21 protein-coding genes are annotated in these 19,235 nt (G+C 59.8%); 12 read left to right on the top strand and 9 right to left on the bottom strand.

Annotated features, from left to right (window positions below; all coding sequences use genetic code 11):
- Window positions 1-71: 71 nt before the first annotated feature.
- Genes DSM14862_RS12650 through flgF form a run of 4 tightly spaced genes read right to left on the bottom strand, consistent with a single transcriptional unit; the run spans window position 72 to window position 3,060 of the window.
- Window positions 72-842, bottom strand: coding sequence for a flagellar basal body L-ring protein FlgH (locus DSM14862_RS12650; protein WP_007117648.1), 771 nt, complete (start codon window positions 840-842; stop codon window positions 72-74).
- Entirely contained in the window at window positions 839-1,498 is a 660-nt protein-coding gene (gene flgA / locus DSM14862_RS12645) for a flagellar basal body P-ring formation chaperone FlgA (RefSeq protein ID WP_007117647.1), read from the bottom strand. Before flgA ends, DSM14862_RS12650 begins: the two co-directional genes overlap by 4 nt.
- Window positions 1,498-2,283: a flagellar basal-body rod protein FlgG gene (flgG, locus tag DSM14862_RS12640; RefSeq protein WP_007117646.1), complete on the bottom strand. Its 786-nt coding sequence runs from the start codon at window positions 2,281-2,283 to the stop codon at window positions 1,498-1,500. The genes flgA and flgG overlap by 1 nt, the downstream gene beginning before the upstream one ends.
- A gap of 33 nt (window positions 2,284-2,316) precedes the next feature.
- The gene (gene flgF, locus DSM14862_RS12635) at window positions 2,317-3,060 is read right to left on the bottom strand and encodes a flagellar basal-body rod protein FlgF (protein ID WP_007117645.1); all 744 of its coding nucleotides are present in this window, start codon (window positions 3,058-3,060) and stop codon (window positions 2,317-2,319) included.
- 99 nt (window positions 3,061-3,159) lie between these two features.
- On the opposite strand from flgF, the gene DSM14862_RS12630 reads away from it, so the two are divergent.
- From DSM14862_RS12630 to DSM14862_RS12575, 12 genes are all read left to right on the top strand, one after another.
- Window positions 3,160-4,926, top strand: coding sequence for a hypothetical protein (locus DSM14862_RS12630; protein WP_007117644.1), 1,767 nt, complete (start codon window positions 3,160-3,162; stop codon window positions 4,924-4,926).
- A gap of 98 nt (window positions 4,927-5,024) precedes the next feature.
- On the top strand, window positions 5,025-6,293 hold the full coding sequence (locus DSM14862_RS12625) for a flagellar hook protein FlgE (protein ID WP_007117643.1): 1,269 nt from the start codon (window positions 5,025-5,027) through the stop codon (window positions 6,291-6,293).
- Window positions 6,294-6,305: 12 nt separating this feature from the next.
- Window positions 6,306-7,712, top strand: a complete 1,407-nt coding sequence (gene flgK / locus DSM14862_RS12620; RefSeq protein WP_007117642.1) for a flagellar hook-associated protein FlgK — start codon at window positions 6,306-6,308, stop codon at window positions 7,710-7,712.
- Between the two features lie 7 nt (window positions 7,713-7,719).
- The gene (locus DSM14862_RS12615; RefSeq protein ID WP_007117641.1) at window positions 7,720-8,781 is read left to right on the top strand and encodes a flagellin; all 1,062 of its coding nucleotides are present in this window, start codon (window positions 7,720-7,722) and stop codon (window positions 8,779-8,781) included.
- A 15-nt stretch (window positions 8,782-8,796) separates the two neighbouring features.
- Window positions 8,797-9,897, top strand: a complete 1,101-nt coding sequence (locus DSM14862_RS12610; protein ID WP_007117640.1) for a flagellar basal body P-ring protein FlgI — start codon at window positions 8,797-8,799, stop codon at window positions 9,895-9,897.
- Between the two features lie 9 nt (window positions 9,898-9,906).
- Entirely contained in the window at window positions 9,907-10,209 is a 303-nt protein-coding gene (locus DSM14862_RS12605) for a rod-binding protein (protein ID WP_007117639.1), read from the top strand.
- Window positions 10,206-10,583, top strand: a complete 378-nt coding sequence (locus DSM14862_RS12600) for a hypothetical protein (protein WP_007117638.1) — start codon at window positions 10,206-10,208, stop codon at window positions 10,581-10,583. The genes DSM14862_RS12605 and DSM14862_RS12600 overlap by 4 nt, the downstream gene beginning before the upstream one ends.
- 108 nt (window positions 10,584-10,691) lie before the next feature.
- Window positions 10,692-11,621 carry a flagellin N-terminal helical domain-containing protein gene (locus DSM14862_RS12595; protein WP_007117637.1) on the top strand — a complete coding sequence of 310 codons (930 nt, stop codon included), beginning with the start codon at window positions 10,692-10,694 and terminating at the stop codon, window positions 11,619-11,621.
- Window positions 11,622-11,742: 121 nt separating this feature from the next.
- Window positions 11,743-12,711, top strand: coding sequence for a flagellin N-terminal helical domain-containing protein (locus DSM14862_RS12590; protein WP_007117635.1), 969 nt, complete (start codon window positions 11,743-11,745; stop codon window positions 12,709-12,711).
- 100 nt (window positions 12,712-12,811) lie between these two features.
- Window positions 12,812-13,216 (top strand): flagellar biosynthesis regulator FlaF, encoded by a 405-nt coding sequence (gene flaF / locus DSM14862_RS12585; RefSeq protein WP_007117634.1) that lies wholly within the window; start codon window positions 12,812-12,814, stop codon window positions 13,214-13,216.
- 1 nt (window position 13,217) lies between these two features.
- Window positions 13,218-13,643, top strand: coding sequence for a flagellar biosynthesis repressor FlbT (locus DSM14862_RS12580; RefSeq protein ID WP_007117633.1), 426 nt, complete (start codon window positions 13,218-13,220; stop codon window positions 13,641-13,643).
- On the top strand, window positions 13,640-14,473 hold the full coding sequence (locus DSM14862_RS12575) for a DUF1217 domain-containing protein (RefSeq protein WP_007117632.1): 834 nt from the start codon (window positions 13,640-13,642) through the stop codon (window positions 14,471-14,473). Before DSM14862_RS12580 ends, DSM14862_RS12575 begins: the two co-directional genes overlap by 4 nt.
- Window positions 14,474-14,479: 6 nt before the next feature.
- Here DSM14862_RS12575 and DSM14862_RS12570 read toward each other — a convergent pair whose 3' ends face one another.
- The 5 genes from DSM14862_RS12570 to fliF are packed head-to-tail and all read right to left on the bottom strand — an operon-like array spanning window position 14,480 to window position 19,188.
- Entirely contained in the window at window positions 14,480-15,529 is a 1,050-nt protein-coding gene (locus DSM14862_RS12570; RefSeq protein ID WP_007117631.1) for a flagellar motor switch protein FliG, read from the bottom strand.
- 22 nt (window positions 15,530-15,551) lie between these two features.
- Window positions 15,552-16,388, bottom strand: coding sequence for a flagellar type III secretion system pore protein FliP (gene fliP / locus DSM14862_RS12565; RefSeq protein WP_007117630.1), 837 nt, complete (start codon window positions 16,386-16,388; stop codon window positions 15,552-15,554).
- Complete coding sequence (locus tag DSM14862_RS12560) at window positions 16,375-16,839, bottom strand: FliM/FliN family flagellar motor switch protein (protein WP_007117629.1); 465 nt, start codon at window positions 16,837-16,839, stop codon at window positions 16,375-16,377. Before DSM14862_RS12560 ends, fliP begins: the two co-directional genes overlap by 14 nt.
- Complete coding sequence (locus tag DSM14862_RS12555; protein WP_007117628.1) at window positions 16,832-17,488, bottom strand: FliH/SctL family protein; 657 nt, start codon at window positions 17,486-17,488, stop codon at window positions 16,832-16,834. Before DSM14862_RS12555 ends, DSM14862_RS12560 begins: the two co-directional genes overlap by 8 nt.
- The gene (gene fliF / locus DSM14862_RS12550) at window positions 17,485-19,188 is read right to left on the bottom strand and encodes a flagellar basal-body MS-ring/collar protein FliF (protein WP_007117627.1); all 1,704 of its coding nucleotides are present in this window, start codon (window positions 19,186-19,188) and stop codon (window positions 17,485-17,487) included. The genes DSM14862_RS12555 and fliF overlap by 4 nt, the downstream gene beginning before the upstream one ends.
- Window positions 19,189-19,235: the final 47 nt, after the last annotated feature.

Here is a 19,235-nt window from a genome sequence, read left to right as displayed (position 1 = left end):
TTCCTGAGCTTTCGTCAGGTTTAACGGTCGATTGCGACGGCAATGGTCTCAGATTGTGACGAAGTCAGGAATTAATAGGGCAGGATCACATCCATCGCGTCTTCGCCATAACTGCGCTCTTGCGCGCGCGAAAGCGTGCCACGGCCCCCATAGGCGATGCGGGCCTCTGCGATCTTGTCATAAGAGATCGTGTTGTCGTCGCGGATGTCGGCAGGGCGCACGATCCCAGCCATACGCAGCTCACGCAACTCTTGATTCACCATGATTTCTTGGCGTCCGGCAACCACAACCGTGCCGTTGGGAAGTTTGTCGATGACCAAAGCGGCGACTTTGAGTTCGATCCGTTCGTTGCGTGAAATGGCGCCAGAGCCGCTTGCCTCGGACGCCGAGCCGATTTCGACGACATCGCCGCTCGGCAGATCGGCTGCGCTGATTCCGGGCAAAATTGCGGCAATTTTCGCGCCATAGCCAAAGAATGTCGGGAAACCGATCGAGCTTGCGCCTTCGCGCTCGCGGTCTGTCGAGTTGCGCAATTGTGCGCGGTCGTCGATAGAGATCACGACCGTGACGATATCACCGATATCATCGGCACGCTGGTCCGCAAACAACGCCTCGCTGCGGGCCGAGAACAGCGACGCTTTGGCGCTGCCCCTGCGTGGCGGCTCCAACGCCACGGCGGGCATTGGCACCTGCACACGGGCGACCTCGGGAATGGTTTCACCGCTGACCACAATCGGAGAGGGCTGCGGATCACGGTCAAAATGCGGAGAGGTGTCGCAGCCGGTCAAGGCCAGGGCCGCGCCGAACATCAAGACAGAGGGGCGCGCGAAAGCGGTGGTCATCGAAAGATCTCCACGGTCCCTTCGCCGGTGGCGATGCCGGTGACCGTTTTGTTGCTGACAAGGTTAACGATACGGATTTCCTGCCCCTCATGCGCGTCATCAAGTGCGCGCCCCGGAGAGGAGAGGGCGAGAAGCCCGTCGCTGAAATAGATATCCACCCGCTCGCCCCGGTTGATGACCAGCGGGTGGATGATGGATTGCGTTTGGATCGGGCGGCCCGGCGTCAGGACGCGGCGCACCTGCTTGCCGATGACCTCTTCGGCGTCGGTTATCACATAGGCACCAATCCGGCCCACGGGCAGACGCATGATGGCCAAATCGTCTTCCATGATGATGTCATCCGGCAGCAGGCGGGTTACCGGAACGGGCACGGGCATGGTCACAAGGGCAAAGCCGCCGATGCGCTGCACCTCACCTGTGTCTAGCACCGCATTGGCCAGAAACTTGCCGCTGCGCGGGTCCATCCAGAACTCGGCGAGGGTGAGCACCTCGTCGGCGGGGGCGTCCTTGACCGTGATCTCAAACTCGCCGTCTTGGGGCAGGCTGTCGGCGTAATCTGCGCGCGCGCGTTCTTCGATCAGCACGCCGATGGGGGCCGACAGGGCAGGGCCCGTCAGCACCATCAGGCTGAGAAAGAGTGCCGCGAGCCGTTGCATTAACGGATTTGGTTCGCAGCCGAGAGCATCTGGTCTGCGGTCTCAATGGATTTGGAGTTCATCTCATAAGCGCGCTGCGCTGAGATCAGATCGGTGATCTGCTGGATGACATTCACGTTGGACGCCTCCAGATAACCCTGACGGATCATCCCCGCGCCCGGATCGCCGGGGTTCACCACCTGCGCTTCGCCCGAAGCTTCGGTCGCGAGCAGAAAGTTGTTGCCGACGGGGCGCATTCCCGGCTCGTTCACGAATGTGGTCAGGCTGAACTGGCCCAACTCCACCGGTTCGGGGTCATTCTCAACATAGGCCATGACGACGCCCTGTTCGTTGATTTCTACCGCTGTGGTGTTTTCCGGCACGACCAGCCCCGGCTCAACCCGGTAACCTTGCATGGTCACGATCTCCCCCTCGGGGGACAGTTGGAAAGACCCGTCGCGGGTGAAAGCCTGGTTGCCGTCCGGCAGTGTGACTGAGAAGTAGCCACGCCCGTCGATGGCGACGTTCAACTGGTTCTCGGTGGCGACCATGCCGCCTTGGGTGTTCAGCCGCACGGTGCCAGCGGTTTGCACGCCCATACCGATGTCGATGCCCACGGGCCGGGTCGATCCCGCCTCAGAGGTCAGCGCGCCTTCGCGTTGCATGGATTGATAGATAAGATCCTGAAAGGCAGCCCGGCTGGCTTTGAACCCGGTGGTATTGGCGTTGGCGATGTTGTTTGAGATCACATCGACATTGGTTTGCTGCGCCATCATGCCGGTCGCGGCGATGCTAAGTGCCTTCATTGTCTCGTTCCTTCCGTTTCACGGATGTCGGGGTCAGACCGCCTGCGCGATCCGTTTGAGCGAGTCGCGGCGCAGGTCGTCCGCATTGCCCATCATTGTATTTGTACGCTCATAGGCGCGCTGCACGTCGATCAGCCGGGTCATCTCGCGCACCGGATTGACGTTGCTCAGCTCTAGTGTGCCTTGGCGCACCTGTACGCTTTCGGCCACGGCAGGTTTGGCAGCACCCTCGGGGGCCACCAACATGCCTGCGCCAAGGCGTTTATAGCTCTGAATTTCCGGGACGTCGAAAACACCGATACGGCCCAGCGGGCCTGTCTCACTGCCCGAAATGGTGCCGTCTTCGGAAATATTGATATCGCCCAAGCCTTCGGTCGGCAGTTGGATCGGCGCACCGCCTGCATCCAGTACCTTGGCCCCTGACAAAAGTGTCAGATTGCCCTGTGTGTCGAGTGTGAAGCTGCCATCGCGGCCATAGGCCTGCTGCCCGTCTGCCGTTTCATAGCTGAACCAGCCCTCGCCGTGCAGCGCCACATCCAGCGGGTTGCCGGTTTGCGATAGGGCACCGGGGCGGGTGTCGATGTAGGAGCCTGTGTCGCTGACAAAAGCTGCCTGATCGTCGCCCATCGCGGTGTTGTTCTGCAACAGCGCCTCGAACACTACATGCTCGCCTTTGTAGCCCGCAGTGCTGGCGTTGGCGATGTTGTTGGCGGTGATGTCAAGCTGGCGCTGCAAAGAAGTCGCCAGCGACATGCTGATATGGCTGGATTCCGTCATGGCGGGCCTCAGTTTGGGCAAGGATGGCGTGACTTTATTGAAGATCAGTGTGAAATAAAGAATGGATCTTTACAAGAATAAAGTGCATCTATTCATAGAATGAAGCATCTGCACAACATTGTTCTTGGTCTCTCTTTGATTTTGGCCGCGCCTGTGGCGGGGCAGGAGGGGTCTGTCTTTGCGCCTTTGGTCTTGGCAGATCACGGAGAACGGGATTTTCTTGCAGCGCGTGAAACGTTGATGGAGACGCTTTTGGCGTCGACCGGCAAGGATGATCCGGCGCGTACTCATGCACTGCTAGACCTTTCGGAATTGCACCTTGCGTGGATGATGCGCCCGGAGGCGGCTGGATTTCTAGACGCGCTTGATGCTGAAACTCTGTCAGATGATACAGAGCGGCGGCATCGGACGCTTGCCCTTGCGCTTGCCCTACTTGACAGTGACACGGCAGAGGACGGCGAGCTGGGGCAGGCAGTGTCGTGGTCGGTTGGCTGGGCGCAGGGAGAAGCCTTGCGCGCGGCGGCCTTCGCGCGGCTTGGTGCGACAGATGAAGCCGCGCGGCTTATGCCTCGTACAGTAGAAAGCCTCGCCACACTGTCCCCCGCCATGCAGGCGGCAATATTGCCCGATCTGCTTGAAGCCGCTTTGGCCGCCGAAGATTGGGAAGTGGCGCAGGCGCTGGCGGCGGAGTTCCCCGAGCATCCAGAGTTGCGAGACGGCCCGGCCTATCGTTTCCTGCTGGCGCGCGCGTCAGAACTTTCGGGCGATCTAATGATGGCATTCGAAGGTTATGCCCTAGCCGCGCAGGGGCGCGATGCCTATGCACAACGGGCGCGTCTGGCCTTGGTACGGATGGGGCGTGCAGCCGATGTCTTGCCCCTTGAGGACGCATTGTCGTTGCTGAAAGCCGCACGCTGGATGTGGAGTGGCGATGCCATCGCGCGCAATGGTGTGACGCTTTTGGCGGATATGGCAGCTGAGCAGGGCGAAACCGATACTGCCTTGTGGGCTTTGCATAACCTGCAGCGCGATGCTTCGAAGGAAGAGGCCGAAGCGCTGCTTAGGCGGGCCCGTGCGATCTATGGTGCCTTTTATACGGCTGGGGCGGCCGGTGGGCTGGACCTCGGGAGCTTCCTTGAGGGGCATGCACGCATCGGCACCCGCTGGCGCTTTGATCCGGGTTTTGTCGGCCATGCTGTCGCTGTCCCGCAGCGCTTGCTGGATACGGGCATGACCGCCCTTGCCGCGCGAGAGTTCCGCGCCCTGCGAGAGCTGGCTGAGGCCTTGGAGGGTGTCGGAACGAATGTTCCCGATGCGACCCTCATCGCTAAGCTGCGCCGCGGTGAAGCGCGCGCGCTTTTGGCGGGCGGACAGGCGGATGCAGCCGTTGATCTGCTGAGCGGCTATGCTGACGATCAAGGGGCAGAGGCCGAGGCGTTGTTGGTCGAAGCTTTGGCGCAGGCAGGCCGCTCGGATGAGCTGGCGGCTCTGCGCCTGCGCGCTCAGGATATGGACCTGCGCCGCAGCCGCGCCGTGGCGCTGTATGAGACCGGCAAATGGGGCTCGGCCCGGCAAGCGTTCCTCGAGATGTGGGAGGCGCATCCCCAGCAGTTCGCCTTTGCCGATGCCACCCGGCTTACCCTTGCCGCCTATCAATCAGGCGACAGCGAGACCGTGGCGCGCACGGCAACAGAGTTTCCGTCCCTCGCAGAACTGCCCGGCTGGGCAGAGATTGCAGGCGGGCTGGGTGCGCGCCCCGTTGAAGAAGGGCCGCTGGGATCAGACGTGATGCGGCTGAGCATGGAAAGCGCTGATCGTATCCTTGATGCCGTTATAAAGGTGACGGATGTCAAGGAAAGTCAGTGACATAAATATCAAATGAAATTTTTATTCTTGCTTTGCTCATGAAGAATCGGCTTTGTCATGTATAACCCAAGAATAACAAGAACGAGCAGGATCAAGTCATGAGCATTACAAGCGCCCTTCAAATTGGGGTCAGCGGGTTGCAGGCCAACTCCTCCCGCGTGCAGAACATCTCTAGCAACATCGCAAACGCCAATACGGTCGGCTATCGGCGGACCTTTTCGGAATTCGTGACCCAAAACACCGGGTCGACCCAAGCGGGCGTGTTGACGGATGTGCGGGCTAATATCTCTACCAATGGCAATATCGTGGGCACCAACAGCACCACCGATCTGGCGGTGCAGGGCGATGGCTTTTTCGTGGTGTCGCGCAATGCCAATGATCCTATTGAATCGAACTACTACCTGACCCGCGCGGGATCGTTTACCCCGGATCAGAATGGCGACCTCCGCAACTCTGCCGGCTATTTCCTATCCGGCTTTCCTACCGATGCGGCAGGGAACACCGGCAGCGTCAGCAGCACCAGCTATAATGACCTGAGCACTGTGAATATCGCGAGCTATCAGGTGCAAGGCACGCCAAGCTCTAGCGTGGGTGTGTCGGGCAATGTGCCGGCCCAAGAAACCGGCCCCGGCACCACGGGCACGGCATTTGAATCCACATTGCGCTACGTCAACCAACTGGGCGGCAGCGATGCGTTGACCCTGTCGTGGACACCGGGGGCGGTTGACAACGAATGGACCGTCAGCATCACCGATGAGGCGGGCACCAACTATGGCGATGCGACCGTGAATTTCACCGACAGCGGCGCAGATGCGGGCAGCCCCGCAAGCTACACCCCCGGCACCTTGCCGATTGACCCCGCGACGGGCGTGGTCACGCTGTCGATCACCAATGGCGGCACACCGCAGGCCTTGGAAATCGACTTTGGCGCGCCCGGAACATTCGGCGGGATGACCCAGTTCTCTGGCGACTACACGCCCCCGGCCTTCACCGATGATGGGACCGAAACCGGCAGCCTAGAGCGCGCCGAGATGAGCGATTCCGGCGTTCTCTTTGGGGTGTTTGACAATGGTCAGCGTCGTGCGCTTTTCCAAGTGCCGCTCGCCAATGTCGCCAACCCAGACCAAATGCGCTCGGTCGATGGCAACGCTTACGTCGCCACGCGCGATTCAGGCGCTGTCAGCCTCGGCAATCCGATGCTGAACGGGTTGGGCAGCATCAACAGCAATGCGCTGGAAGGCTCCAACGTGGATATTGCGCAGGAATTGACTGATCTGATCCAAACGCAACGGGCCTATTCCTCAAGCGCCAAGATCATCACCACCAGCGACGAAATGCTGAGTGAAACCCTGAATATTAAACGCTAATCCGGTGCATAAATGAGCATCTCCTCTGCCTTTAACATCGCACGCAGCGGTCTAAGCACGACGGAAGGTCGCGCCAGCCTTGTCGCGGGCAACATCGCGAATGCGCAGACCGAAGGTTACGCGCGTCGCGAAGCCGTACAGGTGACCGGGAATAATACGGTTGATTTGCGCGTGGCACGGCAGGTGGATGAGCGCCTGGCAGGGATGACGCGCGGCGCTTCGGCGCAGTTGGGCGCGGCCTCCGTTACCGGAGAGGTGCTTGGCAGCTACCTGCTTACCTTAGGCGAGCCGGGGGACGAGGTCTCTCCCGCCGCGCGGCTGGCTGAGTTTCAGGCGGGGTTAGACCTGTTGGCGAACAACCCGTCGGATCCGGCGGCGCAAAATGACCTTCTGTCGCGCAGTGAAACGTTGGTGAACAGCGTCAATCAAGCCGCCGTCGCGCTTGAGGCCAGCCGCGTCCAGGCCGGGGACAGCTTTGTTCAAAGTGTCTCCGAGGTGAATGAGGCGCTGGCCGACATAGCCGAGCTGAACGAACGCCTGCGTCTGGTCGGGGGGGACGGCACAGGCAAAGCCGGGTTGATGGACGAGATGAACCGCCGCCTTGATGCCTTGGGCAGCCAGATGGATTTTCAAAGCCGCTGGGAATCTGACGGATCACTGACGTTGCACACGACCGGCGGCACCGAACTGGTCCATGGCGACAAAGCCGTGCGGCTGACCGCAAACCGTGAAACCGGCACGCTGATGGCCGGAAACATCGACATCACACCAGGGCGCGCCACGGCGCGGGGGTCTGATAGCGGGCGTCTTGCTGGACTGTCTGGATTGATCGCGAATGATCTACCTCAAATGAAGCTTCAGCTGGACGAATTCGCGCGCGGGCTGGTGCAGAGTTTTGAGGCCGCTGATGCCTCTGTCGGGGCAGGACAGCCCGGGCTTTTCACCGACGCGGGCGGCGCCTTTGACGCGACAGCGCTAGACGGGCTGGCGGGGCGGCTTTCGATTAACAACAGCGTACATCCCGATAAAGGAGGCGCGCTTTGGCGACTGCGTGACGGCGCCGGGGCCACCATTCAAGGGGAGCCGGGCGACACGACCCAACTTAACGCATTTGTCGATGTACTTGAGACTGGCATAACCTTTGACGCCGCGACAGGCCTCAGCACCACTGCGCGTCTGGGCGATTTCGGCGCTGATATGGTGAGCCAGCAGAATGTTCTGCGCGTCGGTGCCGACGCCCAAGCCGAAACTGCGCGTGTGCGGCTTGTCACCTTTGAGGATAATCGCAGCAGCATCGAGGGCGTCAACATCGACACCGAACTGCAAAAGCTATTGGAAATCGAGCAGGCCTACGGTGCCAATGCCCAAGTTCTGAGCAGCCTGACCGATATGCTCGATACCCTTCTGGCCAGCGTGTGAGGCTGAGATGACCGAAATTTCCCGCACCATTTCTACCGCCTTGCAAAGCCTGCGCCAGCGCGAGCAAACCAGCCGCCTTGCGGCGGAGATTTCGGATGTCTCCAAAGAGGTGACAACCGGCATCAAGGCCAACCCCTATGACGATTTGGGCCACCGTTCCGCCGATGCCATTGCCATCCGGATGCAGATCACCCGCAATGATGGCTTCCTGACCTCGAACGCGTTATTGGATCGCCGCTTTCTAGCGGTGGAAACGTCGCTTGGGGCAATGCGCGATGTCGGCCAATCCGTGCTAGAGCAGGCCTTTTCGTCGGACAGCGCAGGCGGGCTGTCGACAACGTACCTGCAACAAGCGGCGCGCACGGCCTTGGATCAGGTGTTAGAGCGCGCAGCGGTGAGCGACAGTTCCGGTTTTCTCATGTCTGGCACGCGCAGTGACACGAACCCGTTGCAAACATGGGACGTACAAAACCCCAACAGCGGCGTTTCCCCAGCCAATGCGGTGGCGAATGTGATCGGGGGCGTGCCTGCAACGCTGGCAGACGTCCAGACGGCGATCGACGGGCTGAAAGCAGCCTTTAGCGATACCGCCGCCGATCCGGCCAACAATTTTGAGAACACCTTTTACAACGGTGCGCCAACGGGCAATCCCCCGTTAACCTCGCGCACATCTGAAACTCAAACCCTGACCCAAACCGCCCAAGCCAACGATCCCGCGATGCGCGATCTGATGCGCGGTCTGGCAATGCTCAGCGCGTTTAACCCCAGCGATATCCCTGATGAGGCCGCCCGCGACGCCTGGCTGAGCGAGGCCCGCAGCGCCATCGGTGCCGGGCTCGAAGGGTTGACCGATCTCGAAACCCAGACCGGCCTGAAGCGCGGACAACTGGCCGATTCAATCTCGGCCCAAGAAAGCCGGGCGCTGTTTCTGAATGGGGAAGTGATGAACCTTGAAGGCGTCGATCAATATGATGCCGCCACCCGTTTGACCCAATTACAGAACCAGCTTGAGTCCAGCTATGCCGTCACCGCGCGCCTTTCGCGCTTATCCTTTTTGAACTACCTTTAATCGGAACCGCCGACCATGAACGCCATTGTTAAACTGCTGCTGATTGGCCTCACCTTCGCGCTTGCCGCGCCGGCGGCAGCGCAGGTGCGGATCAAGGATATCGTTACCGTCGAAGGCGTGCGGTCGAACCAATTGGTTGGCTACGGTTTGGTTGTGGGTCTGAACGGCACGGGCGACAGCCTGCGCAACGCGCCTTTCACCGAACGCGCGATTGAGGGCATGTTGGAGCGGCTTGGCATCGGCAACCTGACCGAAGACCAGATGCGCACGGCCAATACCGCCGCCGTCATGGTCACCGCGTCTTTGCCGCCTTTCGCGCGCATGGGCAGCACCATCGACGTGGTCGTGTCGTCGCTGGGCGATGCCTCATCCTTGCGCGGTGGCACCTTGATCGTTACCCCGCTGACGGCGGCCGATGGTGAGATCTACGCCGTCGCTCAGGGCCCGATTGCTGTGGCCGGTTTCGCAGCCCAAGGGCTGAACGCATCGATCGTCGAAGGCGTGCCGACAGGCGCGCGGATCGACAATGGCGCCATCGTCGAGCGCGAGGTTGATTTTGACTTCAGCGAGATGACAAGCATCAAACTGGCCCTGCGCAACGCCGATTTCGTGACCGCGCAGCGGGTTGAGGCGGCAATTAACCAAGCCATGGGCCCGGTCGCCACCGCCATCGATTCGCGGACCATCACGGTTTCCGCCTACGGCAAAGGATCGTTGATGGAGACGATGGCCTTGATCGAGCCGCTGCAAGTTCAGCCGGATCAGATCGCCAAAGTTGTCATCGACGCCCGCTCTGGCACCATTGTCATCGGCGCGAATGTTCGCATCGACCGGGTCGCGGTCAGCCAAGGCGGCCTGACCGTTACGGTGCGCGATGACTTTAACGTCAGCCAACCCGAATCGCTGTCGATCGGCGGAACCACGGTGGTGGTGCCGAATTCGTCGGTTGGCGTCGAAGAGAAAGACGCGAAATTTGCCGTCATCGACGGATCGGTGAGCCTGCAACGTCTGGTCGACGGGCTGAACGCCATCGGCGTCGGCGCGACCGAGACGATTTCCATTCTTCAAGCCATCAAGGCGGCGGGTGCTTTGCACGCTGACCTTGAGATTATTTAAGGGCAGGTCATGGAATTTCCGTCTTTCCCAATCCCCGCGCCAACCCCGTCGGCCAAGCCCGCGCCCACACAGGTGGATGCCGTCACAGCCGAATCGGCGAAAGAATTTGAGGCGATGTTCCTCGGTCAGATGGTCGATGAAATGCTGTCGACCGTCGACATCGGCAGCTTTGGCGGGGGCCATGCGGAAGAGACATGGCGCAGCTTTTTGTCCAACGCGATTGGCGAAAGCATTGCCGAGCAGAACACCACCGGAATCGCGCGCAGCATTGAGACCGCGATGCAGCGCTATCAAACGGGGGCAGACCGATGAGCGATCCGCGCAAAGCACTCGCCGCCGTTGACGCATTGGGCAATCTGCTGCGCCGCGAAATCGCCGCGGTTGAGGGCGGAGCGTTCAACCAGTTGGTCGAATTTGCCAGCGAAAAGGCCCGACTCACCGCCGTGTTGGAAGAACAGCTCAGCCACGACCCCGAAGCGGTCAGCAAAGATAAATTGCGCGATCTAAAAGATCTGATTGCGCGCGATCATCACCACCTGCAATTGGCCCGCCAAGCCACGTCAGACATGATCGCACAGGTTTCCCAAGTCCGGGAAAAGCACAGCATTGCAGGTATTTACGGCCGAAGCGGTGCTAAACGTGACAACCGCGCAACACTGATGACAAGCGTGGACAAAAGTTTTTAATTTGCCTCAATGTTGCCAGTTTTTGGCGTAAAAAGTTAACCAAGCGGGATCACCTCGCAGTTGTCAGAAAGACGACATAACGAACTAAGAATAGTCTGGAATAAGAATATGTCTTCGATCAATACCAACAACTCCGCAATGAACGCTCTGGCCACTCTTCGTGGTGTTAACTCGAGCTTGAATGAAACTCAGAACCGCATCTCGACCGGTCTGAAAGTTTCCTCCGGTAAGGACAATGCGGCGTATTTCGCGATCTCGGAAACGATGAAGGGCGACAGCGGCATGACTAAGGCCGTGAACGAAAGCCTGACATTGACCAAGAACTCGGTTGCAACCGCGCGTCTTGGTGCTGAGCAGTTCTCTGATCTGGCGACTGAATTCCGCGACAAGGTCGCGTTCGCACAAGAAAACCAGGGCGGTCTTGACGAAATCGAAGCCGACCTGACACGTCTTGTGGCGGACATGACCGCGATCATGGAGCAGTCCACCTTTAACGGCGATGATCTGGTCAACGCAGGTGGCGGCGGGGCATCCGGCGACAGCGCCTTTGCAGCCGACGGCACATACACTGCCGAGACCACACCGAGCGCCGCAGCAGCTGACCGCAGTGTCATCACCGGCATCAGCCGTGACACCGCAGGCACTTTGCAGACCACAACGATCACGGTTTCGCCTGTGGACCTAAACGCTCAGCGTGAAATGTTCGACGCAATCGCGACGGGCTTTGCTGCCAAGGCAGGCTCGGCAACTGGCGACACTTACCTGTCAACAGTTCTGGCCGCTTCCGATACCGCGGCACAGGCCACCGTTGATGCCGCAACTTCGCTGGGTCAGTCCGAGAAGTCCATTGAGCGTCAGCAAGAGTTCCTGACCAAGCTGTCGGACAACCTCGACGCCGGTGTTGGCGCCATGGTTGACGCCAACATGGAAGAAGAAGCGGCCCGCTTGCAGGCGCTTCAGGTTCAGCAGCAGCTGGCATCGCAGTCCTTGTCGATCGCCAATCAGGCTCCGCAGAACATCCTTAGCCTCTTCCGTTAATAAAAAAGGGTCAGGCGCAATGCCGCCTGACCCTGACGAAATCGAACGATTTTCGGGCGTTCGCGCGCCCCGTCGTCAGAATGACGACATGATGAATTACTAGAAAGTATTGGACACTATCATGTCTTCGATCAACACAAACAACTCCGCAATGAATGCCCTGTCCACGCTGCGCAGCGTGAACCAAGGTCTTAATGAAACCCAGAACCGCATCTCTACCGGTCTGAAAGTCTCTTCGGGCAAAGACAACGCGGCCTACTTCGCGATCTCTGAGACCATGAAGGGCGACAGCGGTATGACCAAAGCCGTGAACGAAAGCCTGACACTGACCAAGAACTCGGTTGCGACCGCACGTCTTGGCGCAGAGCAGTTCTCTGATCTGGCAACTGAATTCCGTGACAAAGTCGCATTTGCTCAGGAAAACAAGGGCGGCCTTGACGAGATCGAGTCTGACCTGACGCGTCTTGTTGCGGATATGGCAGCGATCATGTCGCAGTCGACGTTCAACGGCGACGATCTGGTCAACGCCGGTAAAAAAGGCGCGGCTGGGGCCAATGCGGTTGCCGGTACGATGGATGCCTACGGTGCCGTCACCGCAGGTGCCACACCAAGTGCGGCACAGGCCGACCGTTCGATCATCACCGGTATCAGCCGCGATACGGCGGGCGCTCTGCAAACCACGACCATCACCGTGTCGCCTGTCGATCTCAACGCACAGCTTGAGACCTTCACCCTGATCGCGGATAGCTTTGCCAGCCGCGCGGGCGCCACAACAGATGTGAACGCATCGGGCGGCATTGATGGTGACGAATATCTGGGTAACGTGCTGGCTCTGGCCGACACAGCAACGCAGGCTACTGTCGATGCAGCAACTTCCTTGGGTCAGTCCGAGAAGTCCATTGAGCGTCAGCAGGAATTCCTGACCAAGCTGTCGGACAACCTCGACTCCGGTGTGGGCGCCATGGTTGACGCCAACATGGAAGAAGAAGCGGCCCGTTTGCAGGCTCTGCAGGTTCAGCAGCAGCTGGCATCGCAGTCGCTGTCGATCGCCAATCAGGCACCGCAAAACATCTTGAGCCTGTTCCGTTAAGGGCAGGTGATGGGGCCGGGGCGTCATGCTCCGGCCCCGTACCGACCACGTTAGAATGCGTGGCGGAAAAGGTTAAAACAAAGAATAAGGAAGAATTCCTATGGGGCTGGCAGCATACAAAAGAACAATTCGCGAAAGCGAAACCCCGCGGCAGATCGAGCGCCGCATCCTATCGCGTGTCACGCATGACCTTGCCGAAAAAGGCCAAGGTTTTGATGCGACCGAAGACAAAAGCGAGCGGTTGAACATCCTTTCGACTGGTCTGCGCGATGCACTCTACGAAAATCAACGGTTCTGGTCGGCGCTTCGCTACGACTTGGCCGAACCGGGCAACACCATGCCCGACGCACTTAAAGCGTCGCTCATTTCCATCGCTCTTTGGGTGGAACGTCACAGCACCGCGCTGATGGCAGGCGAAGGTCGCCTTGCAGGGCTGGTGGAAATCAATGGCAACATCGCAGCGGGCCTTGCCGGTCAAGCGGCGCCAGTCATGCGGGAGGTGTAAGATGCTGAAGCTTACCCTCCGCCCGCGTGAACGTGTGGTCGTGAACGGCTGTGTCATCCGCAACGGTGACCGTCGTCAGGCGCTGACAGTCGAGAACCGCGCCGACATCGTGCGCGAATCTGATTTGCTGAAGCCGGATGCGGAATCCACGCCCGTTTCCAAGGTCTATTTCTTGGTGCAAACGGCGCTGATCCGCCCCGACACCCGCGATCAGATCATGCCGATGATCCAACAGGGCTTGGCCGATCTGGCCTGTTGCTTTGGCGCTGAGATGCGCACTCGGATCATGGAAGCAGCAAACTTTGTAAGCATGTCCGATTTCTACAAGGCAATGAGCGAATTGCGCGCGGTCCTGAAATACGAGACCGAGCTGATGCAACTGCGTCCCATCGCCCCGACGCACAGCCATGAGGCCGCGCACGCATGATCTCGCTGGGTGGCATGAGCACACAGGTGGCGGTCAAACTGTTTGACGCAACGCGCGACAAACAGCTCGACCTCGTCGCCAACGATGCTTTGAACGCCCGGCAGATTGAAGCCTTTAAAGAACGGATCGGCGACATCAAATCCGCCAAGGAATTTGTCGCCGATACTGAAGTCTATACCTTCGTCATGCGCGCCTTTGATCTCGAAGATCAAATTTTTGGCAAGGCGATGATCCGTAAGGTGCTTGAAAGCAATTCCGATGAGCCCTCGGCCCTCGTGAACCGCCTTAGCAATCCTAAGATCAAAGAGATGTACGACACTTTGGGCTTTGCCCCCGGTGGCGGGCGGAGCTTTAACTTCAACAGAACCGGCTGGCAGGACGAGGTTATTGACCGTTTCAAAGAACGGATCGTGCTCAATTCTGCCGGCGAAGAGAACGAGGGTGCCCGCATCGCCCTGGAGTTCAAGTCAAAGGCCGGAGAAATCAACAGCTGGCTCGATGTTTTGAAAGACGCCGATTTGGGCAGTTTCATGCGCCGTGCGCTTGGGGTCCCGAATGAGGCGATTGGGGTCGATCTTGACCGTCAGATCGCGCTGTTTGAGCAAAAGTTCGACATTGAAAAGCTGAAAGATCCTGCCGAGGTCGACAAACTCGTCTCGCGGTTCTCGGCGATTTACGACGCTGTCGAGGGTGTCTCATCCGCCTCGAACACAGTTCTTTCCCTGATGCAGGGGGCCGTTTCAATCGGGCAGGGCAGCAGCTTTACAGCCGCCACAATCAACATCCCCACGATCACCGGCGGCTACAGCGCCTCCAGCATTTACCGCTGATCCACCTTATTCGATGAATTCGTCGTCCTCGGCTGCCGAGGGCAACTCAATGGTGCCTTCATCAGCTAGGCTCTTGGCATATTCCACCATCGCAGCCTGCGCGGCGCGCACATCGCGGCCACGGACCGGGCCGGTGGCGGCCATTTCGTCCATCAGCATCTGCCGCGAGCGTTGCGGCAGGCATTCCATCAGGTGATCGCGCTGCTCTTTCTTGGCGCCGCGCATGGCCATGGGCAGGGTCGCCCCGTCCAGCCCGCGCATCACCTGCGCCAAATCCTGCATCGGCAATTTGAACAGATCGTCAAAGACGAACATGCGCTGTTTGATCGCTTGGAAGGCGTCGGGAATACGCGCGTCCAGCGCACCCGATAGTTCTTCGAAGGCCTGCACGTCCAACTGGTTGAACAGGTCCGCCATGCGCTGATGCGTTTCGACCGAACTGGTGTGCATCGTGTTCGACAGGATGTCTTGCTTCAGCGTTTCTTCGATCTGCTGCATCATATGCAGTGGCACCGCCTCCATGGCGATCATACGCTCTGCGATGTCCTGCATGCGCTCTGGCCCCAGCAGGGGCAACACCTTGGCTGCGACTGAGGTCTCAACGTTGTTAAGGATCGCCGCCGCCGTCTGGTCATGTTCGCCTTTGAGGTAATTGGCAATCACCGTCTCATTCAACGCGCCAAAGCCGCGCCACATCGCGTTCTCGCGCTCGCTGTTTTTGAGCCCCTCAAGAATGCTCGTTACCTGCTCTTCGGGCATAAACTTGCGCAGCATTGATCCCGCGGAGGAGATCGATCCTACAACCGACCCGGTGCCGCTGACGACCTTCTGGGTGAATTCTCTGAGCACATGTTCAACCACCTCAGCCGGGATCGGGCCAAGGCGGCTCATGGCACTGGTGATGCGCTCAATCTCGGCAGTGCCGAGCTTTTGCATGAGTTCCGAGCCGGTCTGCTCGCCCAGGCACAGGAACGTGATGGCGGCCTTGGTCGGACCATTCAGATCCTCCACAGTGAGGGGCTTTCTGCGGTTTTTGGAAAGGGCATTGGTCGACATAGAGAAATCCTTTCAGAGCAGGTCAGCCACCGGCAAGCGGCACATAGCTTTCAATCAGCGATCCGGCCAGCATGTACCAGCCATCAATCAGCACAAAGAAGATCACTTTGAACGGCAAAGAGATCAGCACTGGCGGCAGCATCATCATGCCCGCGCTCATCAGCACCGATGCGATGATCAGGTCGATGGCAACGAAAGGCAGGTAGATCAGAAAACCGATGGTAAAGGCACGGCGCAGTTCAGATATCATAAAGGCAGGGACAAGATGGCGGAAGGTGGCCTCCTCCGCCGAGGCGGGCAGGGGGGTCTCTTCGGCTTCTTCGTCCGCCGGGGCGATGCGCAGGAACAGCGCGTAATCCTCGGGGCGGGTGTTGACGTACATGAAGCTTTTGAAGGGGGCTGCGATCCGTTCTAATGCCTGTTCTTCGGCGATGGCGTTTTCCAGCAGCGGCTGCACGCCAGCCTCATACGCGTCCTCAAACACGGGCTGCATGACAAAGAAGGTCATGAACAGCGCCAGCGAGGTGAGCACGATATTGGGCGGGGTCTGGTTCAGGCCGAGGGCCGAGCGCAGCATCGACAGGACGATCACAAAGCGCGTGAAGCTGGTCATGACAACCAAAAGCCCCGGCGCGATGCTGAGCACGGTCATCAGCGCGATAAACTGAACGATCCGGCCCGAAAGATTGGCGTTCTCATCACTGCCCGGCGCGGAATCCCCGATCACATCTGACAGCGTCCCCAAAAATCCCCCGTCTTGGGCCATAGCCATGCCGCTGCTGGCGAGAAGCACCAGCAGGGCAAGGCCCAAACGGCCCGGCGCATAGGCGCGCGGGGAGGGGAGGTCAGTCAGGGACATAATCCTTGACGATTTGGGTGAGGGAGACGCCAAGCCGGTCTTCGCCGACCTTCACAAGATCACCGCGTGCCACCAGACGATCAGAGACCATCAGGTCGACCGGCGCGCCGATTTTGCGGTTCAATTCCACGATGGAGCCGCGGGTCAATTCCAGCAGGCGCGAGATCGGCATGCGCGCTTGGCCCAGCACAATCTGCACATCAAGGCCGACATTCAGCATCGCGTTGATGCCTGCGCCACCAGCTTCGGGGCGGGGGGCAAGCGCGTTGCGCGAATCCTCAGTATCGAGCTGCGGGAAGACCCCGGCATCATCGCCGCCTAGGCTGGCTGTATTGCCGAATGCATCAGCGCGTGGCTGGTCCTGTTCAGTGGTCTTTGGCGTCGCCTCAGACGCTTTGCCCTCTGTGGAGGTGTCGTCGTCTTTGGGCGATTGCAGGTCAGGCTTATCCATGTCCGTCCGTCTCCTTTTGTGCTTTCAGTGACCGCGCATGGGTGTCGCGCAACTCGGCGAGCAGGCGGTCGCATATCTTTTTAAAGCCGTAATCAAGGCTTCCGTGGTCCCATTCCATCCGGGCGTCACCGTCAGGCAGGTCGGCGTCGGCGCGCACATCTAGCACGCCGTCGCATTTGTAATAGACTGCGCGTTGACGCAGTTCTGGGCCGATCTGCTCCAGCGTCGCGGGCGACAGGCGCACTTTGATATGGCTCGATCCGATGGCCATTTTCAGCGATTGGGTCACGGTCTTTTTCACCCGCGCGGTCGAGAGGCGCTCGATCACCTCGGGCAAGACGATCTCGCAGGTTTGCAGGGTAAAGCCGACGATCTGCGCCACCAGCGCCTCTTGATGGGCCTGCATTGCTTGAGACAACCGCGCCAATTCCTGCGCCAGCTTTTCGGCCATCACGGCATGTTCGGCCTGCATGGTTTGGTGCATCTCCGCCCGGCCCGCGTCAGCCCCAGTAAGGTAGCCTTCGATATGGCCCTGTTTATGGGCCTTCTTAATCTTCGCCTCGATCTCTTCGGGCGTGGGCATTGCTGGATCTTGCGGCTTGCTTTTGCCGTCCTCGTCGAAATTTTGCAGCTTCAGGGTGGTGATCACAGCTCATCCCCTTCTGCCAACCAATCGCCCAGCACGCGCAGGGCATCTTCAGCGTTGTCCTCAGCCAGTTCGGCGACAGCGCGCAGCTTACTGTGGTGGACCGCGCCCTCAACGGAGGCAAGCTGCACCATATCGCGCGGCATTTCGTCCATAGGGCCAAGCACTGCCCCTGTTTGGGCGCCTGCCGGGGTGGGCAGGCGGTTTTGTGGGGGCTCATTTTGGGTGCCGCCGGTCAACGCTTTGGGGGCGCTATCCTCTTCAGGGCCACCGAGCAGGGCCGCGTCTGCGCCAGCACCGGCCAGCGCAGGCTGGGGCAGGGTAGCATCCAGCACCATCCGCAAGGGGCGCGCGCCCAGCAGCATGATGATCGCGACCAGCGCTAAGGCAAAGAGCGAGCGTAGGATGGTCATCGCATTGTCGGCCAGTACCGCGCCCAACCCACGGCCGCCGGGATTGCTGAATTCAGAGTCGAAATCAAGGAACTGGAGGCTGTCGACCTGCACCTGATCGCCCCGGTTCTGATCAAAGCCGATGGCGGTGCTGACCAATTGGCTCAGGCGCTGCATCTCTTCTTCGCTGCGCTCGATATAGCCCTCGGAGCCGTCGGGCAGGGTGCCATAGCTGCCGTTCACCAGAACCGCGACCGAGATACGCTCGATATCGCCCGGCTCGCGTACCATTTCGCTTTGGACCGAACCGATCTCGTAGTTGATGATCTCGTCATTCTCAGAGCGGGTGGATTGGCCCGCGCCGCCGCCCGCATCGTCGCGCAGCTCATCGGGGATGTTGTTGGCCACATCGACTGTGCCCGTCGCCGGGTCGGTTTCGTTGGAGTTGCGCACGCGGGTCTCAATGGAGCGGGCGACCTGCTGGGCGGGATCAAACGTGCGGGAGACGCGCACTTCACGCTCGGTCGTCAGATCAACGCTGACGCGCACGCGGGCATTGCCGGGCCCGACGCGGGCATTCAGGATTGATTCAACCTTTTGCGCCAGTTGCTCTTCGATCATGCTGCGCTGACCCTGAAGCGAGAAGTCAGAGCTGCCGCCGTCGTCTTTGGCGAGAATCGTCTCGCCTGATGCCGATAGGACGGTCACGTTCTGCGCTTCCAAATCCGCCACGGCAGAGGCCACCAGCGCTTGGATCGCCTGCGCTTGGCTGCGGGTCATGCTGGCATTGGCTTGCGAGCGCACAATGACCGAGCCGCTGGCCTCGGCCCGGCTGCGCGAAAAGGCGGCGCGTTCGGGCAGCACCAGATGCACCCGGGCGGCCTTGATGCCACTGATGGTTTGGATCGACCGGGCCAGCTCGCCTTCGAGCGCGCGCAACCGGTTCACCTTTTGCATGAAGGAGTTCATCCCCATGCCGGACATATTGTCGAAAATCTCCCAACCCGGCACACCTTCGCCCGGCAGTCCCGCATCGGCCAATGCCATGCGGGCGCGGGCGATGTCGTTTTCCGCAACCGAGATTGTATCGCCGTTGCGCGACAGATCGACCGTCAGGCCTGCTTGCTCGAGCGTCTGCATCATCTGCGATGCGGTGCCGGGGCTTAGCTGGCTGTAAACCGGAACATAGGTGGGGGCGAGGATGGTCCGCGCGCCGATAAAAACCGCCGCAGTGATTGCCAGGCCGATGCCGCCCAGAAGTGCCAGCCGCTTTGGACCTAAATCCTTAAGGTTTTCAACGATCTGATTCACGGGCCCTCACTCAGTTGGATAGTCCGAGCATTCTCCGCTCAGTCGTC

This window comes from Sulfitobacter indolifex (assembly GCF_022788655.1).
Classification (GTDB): domain Bacteria; phylum Pseudomonadota; class Alphaproteobacteria; order Rhodobacterales; family Rhodobacteraceae; genus Sulfitobacter; species Sulfitobacter indolifex.
The sequence above is the reverse complement of the archived record's forward strand: the minus strand, read 5'-3'. Positions and strand labels throughout refer to the sequence as shown.